17 protein-coding genes are annotated in these 16,680 nt (G+C 69.4%); 9 read left to right on the forward strand and 8 right to left on the reverse strand.

Annotated elements, in window-relative coordinates; translation table 11 throughout:
- The first annotated feature begins 116 nt into the window (after positions 1-116).
- From ACIBTM_RS37735 to ACIBTM_RS37745, 3 genes are all read left to right on the forward strand, one after another.
- Positions 117-1,643, forward strand: coding sequence for a PucR family transcriptional regulator (locus ACIBTM_RS37735; protein WP_395881939.1), 1,527 nt, complete (start codon positions 117-119; stop codon positions 1,641-1,643).
- An 86-nt stretch (positions 1,644-1,729) separates the two neighbouring features.
- Positions 1,730-3,025 (forward strand): flavin monoamine oxidase family protein, encoded by a 1,296-nt coding sequence (locus ACIBTM_RS37740; RefSeq protein WP_395881940.1) that lies wholly within the window; start codon positions 1,730-1,732, stop codon positions 3,023-3,025.
- Between the two features lie 56 nt (positions 3,026-3,081).
- Positions 3,082-3,705, forward strand: a complete 624-nt coding sequence (locus ACIBTM_RS37745) for an MFS transporter (protein WP_395881941.1) — start codon at positions 3,082-3,084, stop codon at positions 3,703-3,705.
- 3 nt (positions 3,706-3,708) lie between these two features.
- Here ACIBTM_RS37745 and ACIBTM_RS37750 read toward each other — a convergent pair whose 3' ends face one another.
- Complete coding sequence (locus ACIBTM_RS37750; protein ID WP_395881942.1) at positions 3,709-4,119, reverse strand: MarR family transcriptional regulator; 411 nt, start codon at positions 4,117-4,119, stop codon at positions 3,709-3,711.
- A gap of 87 nt (positions 4,120-4,206) precedes the next feature.
- Here ACIBTM_RS37750 and ACIBTM_RS37755 point away from each other — a divergent pair, with 87 nt between their 5' ends.
- The 4 genes from ACIBTM_RS37755 (at position 4,207) to ACIBTM_RS37770 (ending at position 7,396) form a co-directional block, all read left to right on the forward strand.
- Entirely contained in the window at positions 4,207-5,283 is a 1,077-nt protein-coding gene (locus ACIBTM_RS37755) for a substrate-binding domain-containing protein (protein WP_395881943.1), read from the forward strand.
- 84 nt (positions 5,284-5,367) lie between these two features.
- A complete protein-coding gene (locus ACIBTM_RS37760; RefSeq protein WP_395881944.1) occupies positions 5,368-5,877 on the forward strand; it encodes an AmiS/UreI family transporter in 510 nt (169 codons plus the stop codon).
- Between the two features lie 27 nt (positions 5,878-5,904).
- Positions 5,905-6,903 (forward strand): aliphatic amidase, encoded by a 999-nt coding sequence (locus ACIBTM_RS37765; RefSeq protein ID WP_395881945.1) that lies wholly within the window; start codon positions 5,905-5,907, stop codon positions 6,901-6,903.
- 28 nt (positions 6,904-6,931) lie between these two features.
- Positions 6,932-7,396: an SRPBCC family protein gene (locus tag ACIBTM_RS37770; RefSeq protein WP_395881946.1), complete on the forward strand. Its 465-nt coding sequence runs from the start codon at positions 6,932-6,934 to the stop codon at positions 7,394-7,396.
- Here ACIBTM_RS37770 and ACIBTM_RS37775 read toward each other — a convergent pair.
- Positions 7,336-8,751: an MFS transporter gene (locus ACIBTM_RS37775; protein WP_395882003.1), complete on the reverse strand. Its 1,416-nt coding sequence runs from the start codon at positions 8,749-8,751 to the stop codon at positions 7,336-7,338. The two genes, ACIBTM_RS37770 and ACIBTM_RS37775, sit on opposite strands and share 61 nt — an antisense overlap.
- A 127-nt stretch (positions 8,752-8,878) precedes the next feature.
- Between ACIBTM_RS37775 and ACIBTM_RS37780 the strand changes: the two genes are divergently transcribed.
- Together ACIBTM_RS37780 and ACIBTM_RS37785 are read left to right on the forward strand one after the other, a co-directional pair.
- On the forward strand, positions 8,879-9,307 hold the full coding sequence (locus ACIBTM_RS37780) for a winged helix-turn-helix transcriptional regulator (protein ID WP_395881947.1): 429 nt from the start codon (positions 8,879-8,881) through the stop codon (positions 9,305-9,307).
- A gap of 8 nt (positions 9,308-9,315) precedes the next feature.
- Positions 9,316-10,299 carry an ROK family protein gene (locus tag ACIBTM_RS37785; protein ID WP_395881948.1) on the forward strand — a complete coding sequence of 328 codons (984 nt, stop codon included), beginning with the start codon at positions 9,316-9,318 and terminating at the stop codon, positions 10,297-10,299.
- Here ACIBTM_RS37785 and ACIBTM_RS37790 read toward each other — a convergent pair.
- The 6 genes from ACIBTM_RS37790 to ligD form a co-directional block, all read right to left on the reverse strand.
- Positions 10,268-11,656, reverse strand: coding sequence for an amino acid permease (locus ACIBTM_RS37790; protein ID WP_395881949.1), 1,389 nt, complete (start codon positions 11,654-11,656; stop codon positions 10,268-10,270). The two genes, ACIBTM_RS37785 and ACIBTM_RS37790, sit on opposite strands and share 32 nt — an antisense overlap.
- Positions 11,657-11,688: 32 nt before the next feature.
- A complete protein-coding gene (locus ACIBTM_RS37795; RefSeq protein ID WP_395881950.1) occupies positions 11,689-13,053 on the reverse strand; it encodes a pyridoxal phosphate-dependent decarboxylase family protein in 1,365 nt (454 codons plus the stop codon).
- Between the two features lie 79 nt (positions 13,054-13,132).
- A complete protein-coding gene (locus tag ACIBTM_RS37800; RefSeq protein ID WP_395882004.1) occupies positions 13,133-13,666 on the reverse strand; it encodes a MarR family winged helix-turn-helix transcriptional regulator in 534 nt (177 codons plus the stop codon).
- A 109-nt stretch (positions 13,667-13,775) separates the two neighbouring features.
- Entirely contained in the window at positions 13,776-14,048 is a 273-nt protein-coding gene (locus ACIBTM_RS37805; RefSeq protein WP_395881951.1) for a hypothetical protein, read from the reverse strand.
- A 60-nt stretch (positions 14,049-14,108) separates the two neighbouring features.
- Positions 14,109-15,596, reverse strand: coding sequence for a glycoside hydrolase family 28 protein (locus tag ACIBTM_RS37810; RefSeq protein ID WP_395881952.1), 1,488 nt, complete (start codon positions 15,594-15,596; stop codon positions 14,109-14,111).
- 124 nt (positions 15,597-15,720) lie between these two features.
- Complete coding sequence (gene ligD, locus ACIBTM_RS37815; RefSeq protein WP_395881953.1) at positions 15,721-16,638, reverse strand: non-homologous end-joining DNA ligase; 918 nt, start codon at positions 16,636-16,638, stop codon at positions 15,721-15,723.
- Positions 16,639-16,680: the final 42 nt, after the last annotated feature.

The raw sequence follows: 16,680 nt of genomic DNA on the forward strand, positions 1-16,680 counted from the left end.
GGGTCCTCTGCGAACTGAGACGTGGGTCACGGGGTGTGGGGACGGTAGGGCGGGCCGCCCGGCCACGTCGATGGACGCGGGGTTGAACTTTCCGCGTGACGGTGGACACTGCGTCCATGCCGCTGACTGTCGCCGCTCTGCTCGCCGCGCCCGAGCTTCGCCTGGCCCTGGTCGCCGGGGAGGGCGGCCGGGACCGGGTGATCCAGGCGGCGCACGTCTCGGAGCTGGCCCGCCCCGGCGACTGGCTGCAAGGCGGCGAACTGCTGATGACGGCCGGCGTGGTGCTGCCGACGGACCGGCGGTCCTGCCGTCGGTTCGTGCGGGACGTGGTCGAGGGCGGCGCGGCGGCGCTGGCGTTCGGCGTCGGCCACGGCCAGCCGCACCGGGAGCCGCCCGGCGAACTGGTGGCCGCCGCCGAGGACGCCGGGCTGCCACTGCTCGTCGTGCCGGACGAGGTGCCGTTCATCGCGGTGACCAAGGCGGTGTTCGCCGCCCTGGCCGCCGAGGACCGGCGCGCCCTGGAGCACACCGTCGACGTGCAGCGCAGGCTGACCGTCGCGGCGACCTCGGGCGGTGGGCTGAACGCGATCCTCAAGGTGTGGCTGGACGCGACCGGTCGCGCCGCCGTGGTGACCGACCTGCTCGGCCGCGAACTGGTCGCGGTCGGCGAGTCCGCGCCCGCGCTGCTCGCCGCGGGGCGCACGGTGCTGGACGAGGTGGGCGCCCGAGGGCTGCTGGGCAGTGCGTCGGTCGCGGCGGACGGGCTGACCGTGGCCGTGCAGCCGATCGGCGCCCGGCGGTTGCGCGGGCACGTGCTGCTCGCCAGGGCGCCCCAGCCACAACCGGGCACGCTGGACGCCGCCCTGGCTTCACTGCTGACGCTGGAACTGGAGCGCAGGCACCTGGCCGACGAACCGCGTCGGCGGGCCGGTGCGGAGGCGCTGAACCGGCTGCTGGACGGGCTACCCGACGACCAGGCCGGGTCGCTGCTGACCGCGTTCGGGCTGGCCACGCCTTCGGTACGCGGCCTCGCCGTGGTGGCCGGGGCCGGGGAAGCGGACGATCTGGCGGCCGATCTCGCCCTCGTGCTGCCGGGCGGCCTCGTGCGGAGGTCCGAGAACACCGTGGAAGCGCTGGTCGTGGACGAAATCGACGTAACCGCGCTGCTCGACCGGTTCGCGCCGGAGCGCCCGGCGGGCGTCGGCGCGGCACTGCGGCCGGGCTCGGCGGCCGTCTCGCTCCGGCAGGCGCGGGCACTGCTGGCGACCAGCGTTCGCCTCGGCCGTCCCGCCGAGGCCGGCGAGCACAGCACCAGCAGGCTGCTGCTCACCCTGGGGCCGCCGGAGCTGCTGGCCTCGTTCGCCGACACCGTGCTGGCGACGGTCGACGCCGCCGACCCGCGGGGACAGCTGCTGGCCACCTTGCGGGCCTGGTTGGACGCCAATTCCGCCTGGGACGTCACGGCACAGCGCCTCGGCGTCCACCGGCACACCGTGCGCAACCGCATCGACCGGATCGAGCAGCTCACCGGACGGACCCTGACCACCGCGACCGTGCGCTACGAGATGTGGCTCGCGCTGGAGGCCCGCGACGCGCTCGCTTACGCCGGGACCGCACCGGATTCGCCGCTGCGTCCACAGTGATCGGCTGATTTGGACGCGGCGTCCATCGACGGGGTCGGGACGGCGCACGTACCTTGCCGTGCACGCTGACAGAAGGCAGGTGTTAGATGGTTTCTCCGGATGTCGATGTCGTGATCGTGGGCGCGGGGTTCGCCGGCCTGACGGCCGCCCGCGATCTCGGTGCCGCCGGTCGCTCGGTGCGTGTGCTGGAGGCGCGCGACCGGATCGGCGGCCGCACCTGGTACCGGACCGACCTGTTCGACGGGGCCGGGCTGGAGATGGGTGGTACGTGGATCGTTCCCGAGCAGACCTTCGTCACCGAAGAGGTCCACCGGTACGGAATCGCCGTCAGTGACAGCGAACTGCCCGCCCGGATGACCTGGTCCGACCGGGGGCGCGTGCTGGAGTCGCTGCTGCCGGTGCCGCCCGCCGAACTGGAGGACCTGGAGCAGGCGGTCCGCGCACTGGTGGCGGCGGGCGCGCGGCTCGACGTGGACCGCCCGCTGGCCGAGCAAGGTCTGGCCGACCTCGACGTGCCGATCCGCCAATGGGCCGACGAGGCGGGGTTGAAGGGCAACGCCCGGGAACTGCTGATCTCCTGGTTCTGCGGCTGCGGCAACGCTTCGGCCGACACCGGCTCCGCGCTGGACGTGCTGCGCTGGCTCGCCGCCATGGGCAACTCCGTCTGGGGCATGGTCCGGGCCAGCGTGCTCGGCCGGACCTTCGACGACGGCACCGTCTCGCTGGCCACGGCACTGGCGGAGGACGGCGGCACGGACATCCGGTTGAGCACGCCGGTGCGATGGGTGCGCCAGGAGACCGACCACGTCGTCGTCGGCCACGACGGCGGTGAGGTCACGGCGCGGCGGGTGCTGGTCACCGTTCCCATCGGTGTACAGCGGCACATCGAGTTCACGCCCGCGCTGTCCCCGGCGAAGCTGGCCATCTCCACCGAGAACCACGCGGGGCAGGGGCAGAAGGTGTGGGCGCTGGCCCGCAACGTGCCGGACGACCTGAGCGGATACGGCTGGGGTACCGCGTTCGACTACGTGGGCGCGATGTACACCGTGCCCGAGGGCGTGGTGCTGGTGTGCTTCGCGCCCGAGCACGACCGGGTGGACGGACACGACGTGGCGGACGTGCAGCGGGCGGTGCGCGAGTTCGCGCCCGAAGCCGAGGTCGTCGCCGCGACCACGTACGAGTGGGTGGACGACGAATGGTCGCGCGGCACCTGGACGACGTTCCGGGCCGGGCAGATCTCCCGTTACGAGCGGGATCTCGCCGTGCCGGAGGGATTGGTGCACTTCGCCGGCGCGCACACCGCCCAGCGGTGGCCGGGCTTCATCGACGGCGCGATCGACAGCGGTCGCCGCGCCGCCGCCGAGCTGCTGGCGGTGTTGTGACGACCGGGTCAGCCTTGTAGTGCCGGTACCCAAGGACGACGCTATAGGTTGTGCGCATGTACGTGCCGGCGCCGACGCAGCGTGACCCTCAGCCGACCGCAGGGCCCTGGTGGCTGCTCATCGGCCCCGGGTTCGCCGCGCTCATCGGTTTGTTCCTGCTCACCGTGATCTACCGCTTCGACGGCGAGTCGCCGTTGCAGATCGATCTGGGCCTGTCGAGCCAGTCCCTGCTGCTGAGCGGCGTCGTCGCGTATGTCGTGGCGGCCGCGCTCGCGTTCCCGGCGGGGCTGCTGCTCGGCGCGCGCTTTCCGACGTCGGTGACCGTGCCCGCGCTCGTCCTGATGCTGATGGGTGTCCTCCTGGTCGCCTTCGTCCCCGGCAGCGGTCTGCTCCTGGTCGGCCGGGTGCTGAACGGACTCGGCGCGGGCGCCGTCCTCGGCGTGACCGTCGCGCTGATCCGGCGGCTCCAGGCCGGTCGCGGTGTCGCGGCCGGGGTGGCGGCCGGTCTCGGTGTCCTCGCCTTGGTGATCGCGCCGGTTCTCGGCGGTCTGCTTTCGGACGTCACCGGCTTCCGCGTGGTGTACGTGGTGGCCGCGCTGTTCGTGTTGGTCGCGCTCGTGGTCGCCGGAGTCCTCGGCATTGTCGCGCTGGCGAAGCCGAAACCCGTGCCGTACGCCTGACCTTCAGTCTCCGAGGCTCCGCAACGCCACGAGCACTTCGTCCGGCACGTCGAGGCGTGCTTCCACTTCCGACACCTTCGTGGCCACGCGCCGGTACGTCGCGCGGCCACGGGCGCTGAGGTGCACGAGCACGCGACGTCTGTCCGCGGCGTCGACCTCACGGTAGGCCTGCGCGGTGGTGACCAGCTTGTCCACCACCCTGGTCAGCGTCGGGGCGGTGGCGAGCGTCCGGTCGGCGAGATCGGCCATGGCGAGCCCGCCCTTGCCGCTCAGCGCGTCCAGCACCAGCCACTGGTCCAAGGTGAGGCCTTCTTTGGCGAGCACCTGCTCGACCCTGGCGGCGACGGCACGGGCGGCACGGGTGAGCGAGCCGGTGAGCGACGTTCCGGCGGTCGTGACGCCGCGTGTCCCCATATCCCGTCCCCTTGCCAAAACCGGACACCCTCGCAATACTTCCAGGTGAAAGCACTTTGACCTTACCGGGCCACCGCACGGAGCGCCATGCCCCTACGCCTCGCCACCCGGCCCCGCGACGACACCTGGCGTGTGGCCATGGTGGTCCCGCTGCAGGGGCCCGCCGGGCTGTTCGGCCCGTCGTGCGAGGCGATCACGGAGCTGGCCGTCCACGAGCTCAACGAATCGGGCGGCATCCTCGGCAGGCAGGTCGAGGCCGAGGTGGTCGACGGCGGCGGCACCCCCGAGCAAGTGGCGGGCGACTTGCGGCGTCTGGTCGACAGCGGGCGGGTCGACGCGGTGAGCGGCTGGCATATCTCGTCGATCCGGCACGCGCTCGCGCCGGTCGTGGCCGACAGGATCCCGTATGTGTATACGTCACTCTACGAAGGCGGCGAGCGCCGCTCGGGCATCTTCTGCACGGGCGAGACACCACGTTGCCAGATCGAACCGGCACTGCGCTGGCTGCGCGATCACCTCGGCGCCCGGCGCTGGTTCGTCGTCGGCGACGACTACGTCTGGCCGCACCGCTCGGCCCGCGCGATCCGGCAGTACGCCAAGGATCTCGATCTGCGCATCACCGGAGAGGCGTTCGTCGGGCTCGGCGCCGGCGATATGTCCACAGTGGTCCGAAAGATCGAACGGTCCACAAGCGACGGTGTGCTCATGTTGCTGGTCGGGCAGGACGCGGTGCGGTTCAACCGCGCCTTCGCCGCGGACGGGCTCAGCGATCGACTGGTCCGGTTCAGTCCGTTGATGGAAGAGAACATGCTCCTGGCGAGCGGCGCGAACGCCACCGGCAACCTCTACGTCTCCGCCGCCTACTTCCGTTCCATGGTCACCGCCGACGCGATGGACCTGCTCGGCCGTTACGTCGACCGCAACGGTCCCGGCGCCCCCGCCCTGAACAACGCCGCCGAATCCTGTTACGAGGGGTTGCACACGCTCGCGGAACTCGTCCGCCGGGCGGGGACGCCGGAGCTTCCCGCGCTCAACGCGGCGATCGACGGCGTCGCCTACCACGGCCCTCGCGGCACGATCGAGTTCCGCGGGCAGCAGGCCGATCAGCACGTCCATCTCGCGGTCGCCGACGGTTACGACTTCGAAGTCCTCACCCGGCTCTGAAATCCGCCCTCTTGACTCACTCCGGCACACCACATACTTTCATTTGAAATTATTCCACGTGACGTCGATTACGCGGAGGTGAGCATGGGCAACGTGGGCCTGCTCTACGTCGGCGCCGCCCTGATGATCAACGGCCTGATGTTGCTCGGCCGGATACCACCGCGGTCGGCGGCGGTGCTGAACCTGTTCGTCGGCGCGCTCCAGTGCGTCACCCCGACCGTGCTGATCGTGCAGGCGGGCGGCGACCGGGACGCGATCCTCGCCGCGTCCAGCCTCTACCTGTTCGGTTTCACCTATCTGTATGTCGGCATCGCGAATCTCGCGGGCCTGGCGCCTGAAGGCATCGGCTGGTTCTCGCTCTTCGTGGCGGGCGCCGCCGTGGTGTACGCGGGAATCGGCTTCTGGCACGACGACGATCCGGTGTTCGGCGTCATCTGGCTGTCCTGGGCGCTGTTGTGGTCCTTGTTCTTCCTGGTTCTCGGCCTCGGAAAGGAACAGCTGACGCGGTTCACAGGCTGGACCGCCCTGCTGCTCAGCCAGCCCACGTGCACGGTGCCCGCCTTCCTCGGCCTCACCGGCGTTTACCCGTCCTGAAAAACCGTTCGGAGAAAAGGAGTCTTCATGCGACACGGTGACATTTCCGCCAGCCCGGACACGGTCGGCGTCGCGGTGGTCAACTACAAGATGCCTCGTCTGCACACCAAGGCCGAAGTCCTCGACAACGCCCGCAAGATCGCCGAAATGGTGGTGGGCATGAAATCCGGCCTTCCCGGCATGGACCTCGTGGTGTTCCCCGAGTACTCGACGCAGGGCATCATGTACGACCCGAAGGAAATGTACGAGACCGCGGCGACGATTCCCGGCGAGGAGACCGAGATCTTCGCCGCCGCCTGCCGGGAAGCTCAGACCTGGGGTGTCTTCTCGATCACCGGAGAGCGGCACGAAGACCACCCGAACAAGCCGCCGTACAACACGCTCGTGCTCATCAACGACCGCGGCGAGATCGTCCAGAAGTACCGCAAGATCCTGCCCTGGTGCCCGATCGAAGGCTGGTACCCCGGCGAGGAGACCTACGTCAGCGACGGCCCCAAGGGTATGAAGATCTCGCTGATCATCTGCGACGACGGGAACTACCCGGAGATCTGGCGCGACTGCGCGATGAAGGGCGCGGAACTGATCGTGCGCTGCCAGGGCTACATGTACCCGGCCAAGGAACAGCAGATCCTGATCGCCAAGGCGATGGCGTGGGCCAACAACTGTTACGTGGCCGTGGCGAACGCCGCCGGTTTCGACGGTGTGTACTCGTACTTCGGCCATTCCGCGATCATCGGCTTCGACGGGCGCACACTCGGCGAGACCGGCGAAGAAGAGTACGGGATCCAGTACGCGCAGCTTTCGGTGTCGGCGATCCGTGACGCGCGGACCTACGACCAGTCGCAGAACCACATATTCAAGCTGCTGCACCGCGGTTACACCGGAGTGCAGGACGCGGACGAAGGCGACAAGGGCGTGGCGGACTGTCCGTTCGACTTCTACAAGCTCTGGGTCACCGACGCCAAGAAGGCGCAGGAGAAAGTGGAGTCGATCACCCGCGACACCATCACTCCTCGGCACCCCTGACGAGGACGGTGCGCCCTAGACTCGGGACATGGACCGGATCGACAGCGGCCGCCGGACGATCGCCGCCCCGCCTGAGACCGTCTACCAGGCACTCCTCGACCGGGAGTCCCTCGAAGCCTGGCTGCCGCCCGAAGGCATGCGCGGCCGGATCGAGCACTGGGATCCGCGGCCCGGCGGCGGTTTCCGGATGACCCTCACCTACCTCGACGCGTCCGCCGCGTCCGGCAAATCGTCGGACGCGACGGACGTCGTCGAAGTCGGGTTCGCCGACCTGGTGCCCGCCGAACGCGTTGTGCAGCAGGCCGTTTTCGAGTCCGGAGACCCCGCGTTCGCGGGCACCATGACGATGACCTGGGAGCTGGCCGCCGCGGGTGACGGCACCGAAGTGACCGTCACCGCGACGGACGTGCCGCCCGGTATCGGCCAGGCGGATCACGAGGCCGGGATCGCCTCCTCGCTGGCCAACCTGGCTTCCTTCGCCGAGGCCCGCTGACGGCCGGACGCGATGACGACCGCGGCGAGCACGGCCATCACCAGCGGCACGACCAGCGCCGCCCGGAATCCGCCGAGCGCCGCCTCGGGTGAGCCACCCGCGCCGAGGGCGGCGACGTTGACGGCGGTCACCGCGGACAGCCCGAGCGCCGCGCCGAACTGGAACGCCGTGTACAGCAGACCGCCCGCGAGTCCCTGTTCGTCCTCGGCGATCCCGTCGGTGGCGACGATCGTCAGCGGACCGTAGGCGAGCGCGAACCCGAGCCCCAGGATGATCATCGACGGGAACATCGCCGCGTACGTCCAGTCCAGGCCCAGCGGCAGGAAGAGCGCGTACGCCACGGCGGCGAGCACGAAACCGCCGAAGATCAGCCGGGTGTTGCCGAACCTCGCCACCAGCCGCGGGGTGAGCGTCGGCGCGAGGATCGCGTCGACCCCGACCGCCAGCAGCGCCAGGCTCGTCTCCAGCGTCGACCAGCCCCGGAGTTCCTGCAGGTACAGCGTGACCAGGAACTGGAACCCGAAGAACGAGCCCGCGAACAGCAGGGCGCTGACGTTCGCCCGCACCAGCGGCCCCGACTTCAGGATGCCCAGGCGCACCAGCGGCGCGGGCGAGCGGCGTTCGACGGACACGAAGGCCGTCAGCGCGGCCACTCCCCCGGCGAACGAAGCGACGGTCCAGCCCCAGCCCTGCCCGGGGTGTTCCAGCCGGACCACCGCGTAGGCGATCAGCAGCATCGCCACCGTGACGGTGACCGCTCCGGCGAGGTCCAGGCGACGCGGCCCGCCCTCGTCGCGAGCGGGTTCCTTGATGAGCCAGAGCGCGGCGAGCAGGATGACCGCGGACAGGATCACCGGCGTGAAGAACACCCAGCGCCAGTCGATCCTGGTCAGCAGGCCGCCGATGACGAGGCCGAGCGAGAAGCCGCCCGCCCCGGTGCCGGCGTAGAACAGCAGGGCCTTGTTGCGCTTCGGGCCCTCTTCGAAGCTCGTGGTGATGATGGACAGGCCTGCCGGGGTCATGAAGGCCGCGGCGACGCCGGTGACGAACCGGGCGAGCAGCAGCATCCAGCCTTCGGTGGCGAATCCGCCCAGCCCGGAGAAGACGAGGAACACCACCAGCCACCCGACGAACATGCGGCGGCGGCCGTACAGGTCGGCGGCGCGCCCACCCAGCAGCATGAACCCGCCGTAGCCGAGCACGTAGGCGCTCACCACGCCGCTCAGCGTCGCGGTCGACAGGCCGAGTTCGGCCCGGATGGACGGCAGCGCCACGTTCAGCATCGCGACGTCGATGCCTTCCAGGAAGATGGCGCCGCACAGCACGAGGAGCACGCCCCAGGCCCGCCCGCCCATCCGGTCGGCGCGCGGAAGCGTTTGCGAGTTGCTCAAGATCGGATCTCCCTCAGTGAACGGGAACCGACGGTTACTCATCAGCCGGTCGGTTCCCTCTTGTAACCAAGGGGATCTTCCGTCACCATCGATGACCATGGAAGAAGGCACTTTGAACTCACCTAGTCGTTGCGAACTCACCGAGGAGGACTACGAGGCCTTCCAGTGGGACACGCGCGAGGACTGCGAGGTCCGCCAGATCCTGGACCGGGTGGCGGACAAGTGGTCGCTACTGGTGATCGCGCTGCTGGACCGCAACACCCTGCGGTTCACCGAGCTCAAGTACAAGATCGACGGCATCAGCCAGCGCATGCTCACCACGACGCTGCGGCACCTGGAACGCGACGGGCTCGTGAACCGGACCGTCTATCCGGTGGTGCCGCCCCGGGTCGAGTACGCGCTGACGCCGCTGGGCATGACGCTGCACAAGACCATCCAGTCGCTGGTCACCTGGACCGAGGACCACCAGAGCGAAATCGCCCTCGCGCGCGCCCAGTACGACAAACGCGTCACCGCCTAGGGAGTCGCATGGCCAGGCTGTCCGGAGGGGATCCGTCACTGCTGCGGCGGCTCAACGCCATCGCCGTCCTGCGAGCGCTGTACGCGGCCGAGGACCTCACCCTCGCGGAACTGGTCAAGGCGAGCGAGGTCTCCCGGCCGACGGTCGAGGAGATCGCCGCCGACCTCGGCGAACAAGGCCTGGTCGAGGAGGTCCCGCTCTCCCCCGGCGCGCCTCGGCCGGTGGGCAGACCCGCCAAGCGGTACCGCTTCCGCCAGGAGTCCGGGCACGTCGCCGGTCTCGAGATCGGCCCGCATCAGGCGTTGTGCCTGGTCGCCGACCTGCGGGGCGAGGTCGTCGGGAGGGCGATGGCCGGGCTCACCCCCGAAACGGCCGCCGCGGACCGGCTCGACACCGCGCACCGGGTGCTCGGCAAGGCCGTCGAAGGCCGCGCCAACGTGCGGATGCTCGGTATCGGCACCGTCGGCGTGGTGTCCGGCGGCAAGGTCGTCCACAACTACCGGCTTCCGGGCTGGACCGGCGTCGATCTGCCCGCGGAGTTCGCCGGCGGCTGGCCGGTGCTGGCCGGGAACGACACCGAACTCGCGACGCTGGCCGAACATTGGCGCGGCGCCGCGCACGGCCTCGACGACGTCGTCTACGTGCGAGCCGGGCCCGCCGTCTCACTGGGCCTGCTGCTCGGCGGGAAGCTGCACGCCGGCCACCACGGCGCGGCCGGCGAGATCGGCGCCCTGCGGCAGGCCGGCGGGTTCGCCGAGCTCGTCGCCGCCACCGTCCTCGCCGTCGATCCCGAACTGGTGGTGATCGGCGGCCCGGAGGATCTCCTGGCGACCACGCTGCGCGCAGAACTGGCCCGGCTGTGCCTGTTCCCGCCGCGCGTCGAAACGTCGACGCTCGGCGAAGACGCGGTCGCGCTCGGCGCGGTCCGGCTGGCGCTGAGCCGGGTGGAGCGCGAACTGTTCAGCGTCGCGGACGTCGCCGGAGCAGGCTGATCGCCACGATCAGCACGGCCACCGCGCCACTGGTGAACAGCTGCGTCCGCGCGTCGGCGTCCGTCCACATGAGAACGAGAACACCCGCCATCGCGAGCAGCGCGACCCAGCTGAGCCACGGGAAACCCCACATCCGCACCGGCAGGCCGGCGGCCGTGCCGTCGCGTTCCGCCGCCTTCCGCAGCCGCAACTGGGAGACGGCGACGAAGATCCACACCAGCAGGATGTTCGCCCCGATGGCGTTGAGCAGGAACGGCAGCACATGTTCGGGAGCGAGGAAGTTCAGCAATACGGCCACGAAACCGAAGGCCACCGACGCGAGCACCGCCGTCCGCGGGACACCCGCGCCGGACAGCTTCAGCATCGCGCGGGGTGCTTCACCGCGTTCGGCCAAGGAGAACACCATCCGCGAGGCACCGTAGAGGTTCGCGTTGAGCGCCGAGAGCAACGAAGTCAGCACGACGAAACTCATCAGCAGCGCCGCCGACGGCACCCCGATCTTCTCCAGGATGGTGACGAAGGGGCTGGTGTTGGCCGAAGCGGACTCCCACGGCAGCAGCAACACCATCAGCGCCACGGAACCGATGTAGAACAGCAGCAGCCGGACGATGACCGTGCGCGTGGTGCGACGGATCGAGCCCGCCGGATCGTCGGACTCCGCCGCGGCGATGGTCACCAGTTCCATGCCACCGAAGGAGAACGCGACCGCGAGCAGACCGGTCAGCACCCCTTGGAGGCCATTGGGCAGGAAACCGCCGTGCCCGGTGAGATTGCTCAGGCCGACCGGCGTCGTCCCCGGCAGGATCCCGAACACCGCCAGTGTGCCGAGGACGAGGAAGGCGACCACGGCGGTCACCTTGATCGCGCCGAACCAGAACTCGAATTCCCCGAACGAGCGCACGGCGAACAGGTTCACCACGGTCAGCACCGCCATGAACAGCAGCACCCAGGTCCACTGTGGAACCTTGGGCAGCAGCCCGTTCGCGATCCCCGCGGCCGCGGTCGCCTCGGCGGCGACCACGACCACCAGCAGCGACCAGTACAGCCAGCCGACGGTGAACCCGGCCCAGCGGCCGAGCGCCTTCTCCGCGTACACCGAGAACGAGCCGCTGCTCGGCTCGGCGGCCGCCATCTCGCCCAGCATGCGCATCACGAGCACCATGAGCAGGCCCGCGACCACATAGGACAGCAGGATGCCGGGACCCGCGGTCTTGATCCCGGCGCCGGTGCCGACGAACAGCCCGGCGCCGATCGCCCCGCTGATGGCCAGCATGGTGACGTGCCGCCGCCGGAACCCGGTGCCGAGCGATTTCGTCTCGATCGCGGTCACGGGTTCGGCGGGACCTGGTGCGGGCATGGTGGATCCATTCGTCTGCGTGCCGGAGAAGCTCAACCGCGGGACAACTCTTCCAGCCGTTCGTGCAGCCGGTCGACGTGGTCCTCGCTTTCGGGCTTCATCAGCACGCTACGCAGGATCCTCGCGCCGTCCGCATCCGCGTCGACCCCGGTGTGACGCAGACCGAACCGCGCCTCGCTCACGCGCAGCGTGCTGAGGAACACCGGCTCCCTGGCCGCGGCCATGCCTGTGCGCAGGATCCGCGCGCTCTCCTGGTCGATCCTCGACAGCGAGAGCGGCTCCGTACGGGGGAAGTAGGTGACGATGTCGAGTTCCGGTGGCTGGTACAGGTCGAAGCGTTCGGAGTCCTCCAGCAGTTTCGCCCACCGCAACGCCGCGCGGCGCCCGGCCGCGAGCACGCGGCCCAGTCCGTCCGGGGTGGGCGGCAGGACCCGGAAGGTGAGCCACAACGCGGCGGCGGCCGCGCCCGCCCGGGAGCATTCGAGGCTGATTTCGCCGAGATGCAGCTCCTCCGAGGTGAAGTAGGTGTACGGCGAATCGTGCAGGTAGAACCGGCCCGCCCCGGGGTCCTTGAACAGCACCGCGCCGCAGCCGTAGGGCTGGAGGCCGTGCTTGTGCGGGTCGATGACGATCGAGTCGGCCTCGGCGATGGCCAGCCACGGGGCTTCGGGCAGCCCCTCCGGACCGTCCGAACCGGACAGAAGCCGGAAGAATCCCCCGTATGCGGCGTCGACGTGCACCCGGACGCCGTAGCGTTCGCGCAGCGCCAGCGCTTCGTGGATCGGCTCCACCGTGCCGAGCGCGGTCGTCCCGGCGGTGAGGACGACGGTGCCGATCTTCCCGGTGCGCAGCAGATCTTCGAGCGCGTCCAGATCCATCGCGCCGCGTGCGTCGACCGGCACCGTATGCCCCTCGACGCCGAGGACGCCGCACATCCGGCCGTGCGTGTAATGCGCCTCGGTGCTGTACGCGATCCCCTTGCCCGGATGCGTTTCCCGCGCGACGAACAGCGCCTCGAGGTTCGCCACCGTGCCGCTGGTGGTCAGATGCCCCAGATGCTCCGTGTAGCCGAACATCGTCGCCAGGGCCTGGACGACCTCGCGTTCCATCTCCGCCGTCGCGGGACCGCCGTCGAGCGCGTGGTTGTTGGGGTTGACCAGCATCGCGGTCAAGTAGCCGACCACCGCGGCCGGATGCGGCGGTTTGAGCATCTGGCCGGCGTAGGACGGGTGAAAGAACGGGTAGTTGTCCTTCAGCCGTTCGGTGAGCTCCTCGAACGCCGTCTCGAACCGCCCGTCGGAGATCTCCAGTGACGGATGCGGCCGGACGGGGGTGAACGTCTCCGCCCACGCCTCGTTCGACGTCAACGCCTGACCGAGCCAATACCGGAAGTCCATCAAGGGCGCCCTTCGCTTCGTTCGGCTCCAAAAAACGTAGGAGTCGCCCGAGGTCTCGCGCAACCGTCTTCGGTAGGGGTCAGCTCCCGCGGGTACGCCTCTCTTCGCCCTTCTCCTCCAGCTGCCGGACGATCTCCCGCAGCGAAGCGGCCAGCTTGGTGCACTCCGCGGAGCTCAGCCGTTCGGTGACGAACGCTTCCTCCTGGTTGAACTCCGGGAAGAGCTCGCGCATCAGCCGCTCCCCTTCCGGGGTCAGCGCGAGCAGCACCAGCCGTCCGTCGACGGGGTGTTTGCGCCGGGTGACCAGGCCGTGCGCCTCCAGGGTCTTCATGACGCCGGTGAGCGTCCCCTTGGTGATCCCGGACTCCGCGGCGACGTGCCTGGTCTCCTTCTCGCCGAAGATCCACACCACCCAGAGCACCACGAACGCGGTCCAGGTGAGCCCCGCGGTGCGCAGGACCGAGTTCTCGAAGTGCAGCCGGACCGCGATCGCGGCGCGGTGGAGGTTCGCCACCGCCTCCATCCGCTCCCACAACAGCGGGATACCGCCCAGTTTGGCCCGGACGGCGTTCTCGGTCTCGGCCAGTGTGTGATACCCGGTCAACAGCCACATCCTCACCGGCCCCGGAGGTACCAGCCCGGTGGGCACGCACCCCCGCGCGCCCGCTCCGCCGATCGTATGCGGAACGGGCGGGAGTCCACAGTGGTCTTTCCGGGTTGTGCTAAGCGGCGGGCGCCAAGGGCTCCAGCAGATCCTGTCCTGTTTCGGACAATTCCGCGGGTACCCGGCCGCCGGGAACGCCACCGCCGGGCATCCGGATCAGCCCGGCGTGGGCGAGGCGGTGGGCCGTGCTCTGGTCACTGCACGGCAAGCCGTCGACGTAGAGATCGGGCTCCAGGCTGACGGTGATTTCGGCCCTGCCCTGTGCCACGGCTCGCAGCATGGCCAGGGCGCGGGCCGACCAGCCTTCGGGATCTTTGGTGGTTTCGGTCATTCGGGGTCACTCCTCTGACCTGAGGTTTTCCCGTCGGCCGCGGTTCAAACATGACCGCGGTCACCGGTTCCGGACGCGCAGCGCCCGGCCTTCGGTCGTCGTACTGTTCACGATGCTCTGACCGCTCGATTTCCGCCAGACGACGTCGTAGCCGCCGCCGCTGCGGTCGACCCGCACACCGTCCAGCGAGATCCCGCGGACGTCGTCGGTGAGGAACGCCGGGCGGCCGTCGGACCGGTCGAACCCGATCTCGCCGCCGGTGAAGCGGATCCCGGCCGCGTGCCGGAGCCAGAAGCCGTACGCCGGGCGCTTGCCGAAGATCCGCGGCGGATAGGTCGTCGACGCTTCCGGCGGGACGACATCGGCTTCGGCGGCCGGATGCCCGCCGGGAACGGTGAGCTTCACGTTGTCGAAGGTGATGTTCTCGATCGGCGCGTCGGTGCGGCCGGAGATGGTGCTGGCGTACTCCGGATCGCCGGGGATGTCCCTTGGCGCGATCAGATCCGTGCCGGTGATGTTCCGGTAGGTGATGTTCCGGATCCGGCCGGCGGGCGGGTTTCCTGGACAACGGGACCGCTTGCCGACGTGAAGGAAGATCGGCGACGCGGTCTTGGTCAACTTGATGTCGGTGAAGGTGACGTCCTCGATGACCGCGCCGTCCATCGAGACCATGCCGAGGCCCGCCTTCGAGGCGCCGGTGATGGTCAGGTTGCTGAACCGCGTGTTCCGGAAACCGCCGCAGGTCTCCGATCCGAACTGCACGGCGTTGTTCTCGGTCGAGAGGATCGTGGAATCGCGCACGACGTTGTTCTCGCTGACGAAGGTTCTGCCTAGCGCGTAGTCGCTTTTGAAGGCGACGGCGTCGTCACTGGCCTCGATCCGGGAGTCGGCGAGTTCGACCCGCGAACTGTTGATGAAGTTGATGCCGTCCCGGTCATCGGTGCTGAAGACCTTGACCCGGTTGAGTTTCAGCCCGTCGCAGCCGTTGGCGATCAGGGCGAAATGGCCGCCGCGGCGGAGAGTGAGGTCGGTGAAGCTGACGTTCTTGCAGAGTTTGAGCGAGATCATCTTGTCGGCGACACCGGCGGGGATGTTCTCGCCGGTCTCCAGTTCATCGGCGCCGTCGATGGTGCCCGTCCCGGTGAACGCGACGTTCTCGACGTTCTCGCCCCAGATCAACGCGTTCCGGAAATGGCTGTGGCCGAAGTCCTGGTAGGCGTCGTACGGATTCGGCTCGGGGGCGTCCATCCCGCTGCCCGAGGCGATGATCTTCGCCCCGGCGCGCAGGTTGAGCGTGATGTCGCTCTTGAGGTGGATCGTCCTGGCCAGGTAGGTGCCCGGTGGGAAGTCGACGATCCCGCCGCGGGCCGCGGCGGCGGCCGAGATCGCCCTGTCGATGGCCGGGGAATCGACGGTCGTGCCGTTTCCCTTGGCCCCGTAGTCCTTGACGTTGAAGGTGGCCGCGGCCGCTCCGGACGGGAACGCCACGGCCAGACCTGCCACGAGTGAGAAGACGGTGAACAACGCACCGCCGGATCGACGCCTCATGTTGGGTGGTCCCTCGACTCACGTGCGGCGCCGGGGAGGCGGAACCCGGAGACGCACTGAACTGGTGTCGATCGCCGACCTTAGAAGCGGCGCCGCGACCGCGTCAACCGGCCGTTCGGGGCCCTCACCGGGCGGGCACGGCCGCGCGATGCTCGGCGATGTCCCCGAACAGGTCGCCCATCTCCTCGACGCGCTCGATCACCTGCTCGGCGGTGAACAGCAGGTCGGCGGCCTTGCGGCAGGCTTCGACCTCTTCCCAGGTCACCGGCGTGGAGACGGTCGGGACGGCACGGCCGCGCAGCGAGTACGGCGCGATGGTGGTCTTGGCGGTGTTGTTCTGGCTCCAGTCGATGAACACGCGGCCGGGGCGGATGGCCTTCGTCATCTTGGCGACGATGGTTTCCGGTGACCGGCGCGCGAGTTCCTCCGCGACGGCCTTGGCGTACTCGGAAGTGCGCTCGTCGGACCGCGTGCGCACCGGGCAGTACAACTGCATTCCCTTGTTGCCGCTGGTCTTCGCGTACACCGTGAGACCGTCTCCGATGAGCAGGTCGCTGAGCGTCTCGGCCACCCGGCAGCAGTCGACGACGTCCGCGGGCGGCCCGGGGTCGAGGTCGAACACCAGCAGATCGGGTGATTTCCGCGCACCACGCGGACCGACCGTCCACTGTGGAACGTGCAGTTCCAGCGCGGCGAGATTGGCCGCCCACATCAACGTCGGGAGATCGCCGACCACCGGATAGTCGAGCGTCTCCTCGCCGCCCCGCCGGCCGCGGTTGGTGAGCCGCGCGGTGCGCACCCAATCGGGCGCGTGGCGGGAAACGTTCTTCTCGTAGAACGGTTCGCCGTCGACTCCGTCGGGGAACCGGCGGAAGGTGGCGGCACGGTCGCGCAGATGCGGGAGCATGGCCGGGGCTATCCGGCGGTAGTAGTCGAGGACCTCGCGTTTGGTGAAGCCGTGCGCGGGGTAGAGCACCTTGTCCAGATTGGACAGCCCCAGCCGCCGACCTTCGACCTCGACCGTTATCCGCTCCTCAGGCACCCTTCGACGATAGATCACCGGCGGGGTTTCCGGGGTACCGTG

This window comes from Amycolatopsis sp. NPDC049868, from assembly GCF_044461365.1.
Taxonomy (GTDB): Bacteria; Actinomycetota; Actinomycetes; order Mycobacteriales; family Pseudonocardiaceae; genus Amycolatopsis.

Excerpts from the sequence above, each read along its gene's own strand:
- ACIBTM_RS37735 (WP_395881939.1), top strand. The coding sequence starts at position 117 with ATGCCGCTGACTGTCGCCGCTCTGCTCGCCGCGCCCGAGCTTCGCCTG.
- ACIBTM_RS37740 (WP_395881940.1), top strand. The coding sequence starts at position 1,730 with ATGGTTTCTCCGGATGTCGATGTCGTGATCGTGGGCGCGGGGTTCGCC.
- ACIBTM_RS37745 (WP_395881941.1), top strand. The coding sequence starts at position 3,082 with ATGTACGTGCCGGCGCCGACGCAGCGTGACCCTCAGCCGACCGCAGGG.
- ACIBTM_RS37750 (WP_395881942.1), bottom strand. The coding sequence starts at position 4,119 with ATGGGGACACGCGGCGTCACGACCGCCGGAACGTCGCTCACCGGCTCG.
- ACIBTM_RS37755 (WP_395881943.1), top strand. The coding sequence starts at position 4,207 with ATGCCCCTACGCCTCGCCACCCGGCCCCGCGACGACACCTGGCGTGTG.
- ACIBTM_RS37760 (WP_395881944.1), top strand. The coding sequence starts at position 5,368 with ATGGGCAACGTGGGCCTGCTCTACGTCGGCGCCGCCCTGATGATCAAC.
- ACIBTM_RS37765 (WP_395881945.1), top strand. The coding sequence starts at position 5,905 with ATGCGACACGGTGACATTTCCGCCAGCCCGGACACGGTCGGCGTCGCG.
- ACIBTM_RS37770 (WP_395881946.1), top strand. The coding sequence starts at position 6,932 with ATGGACCGGATCGACAGCGGCCGCCGGACGATCGCCGCCCCGCCTGAG.
- ACIBTM_RS37775 (WP_395882003.1), bottom strand. The coding sequence starts at position 8,751 with ATGGGCGGGCGGGCCTGGGGCGTGCTCCTCGTGCTGTGCGGCGCCATC.
- ACIBTM_RS37780 (WP_395881947.1), top strand. The coding sequence starts at position 8,879 with ATGACCATGGAAGAAGGCACTTTGAACTCACCTAGTCGTTGCGAACTC.
- ACIBTM_RS37785 (WP_395881948.1), top strand. The coding sequence starts at position 9,316 with ATGGCCAGGCTGTCCGGAGGGGATCCGTCACTGCTGCGGCGGCTCAAC.
- ACIBTM_RS37790 (WP_395881949.1), bottom strand. The coding sequence starts at position 11,656 with ATGCCCGCACCAGGTCCCGCCGAACCCGTGACCGCGATCGAGACGAAA.
- ACIBTM_RS37795 (WP_395881950.1), bottom strand. The coding sequence starts at position 13,053 with ATGGACTTCCGGTATTGGCTCGGTCAGGCGTTGACGTCGAACGAGGCG.
- ACIBTM_RS37800 (WP_395882004.1), bottom strand. The coding sequence starts at position 13,666 with ATGTGGCTGTTGACCGGGTATCACACACTGGCCGAGACCGAGAACGCC.
- ACIBTM_RS37805 (WP_395881951.1), bottom strand. The coding sequence starts at position 14,048 with ATGACCGAAACCACCAAAGATCCCGAAGGCTGGTCGGCCCGCGCCCTG.
- ACIBTM_RS37810 (WP_395881952.1), bottom strand. The coding sequence starts at position 15,596 with ATGAGGCGTCGATCCGGCGGTGCGTTGTTCACCGTCTTCTCACTCGTG.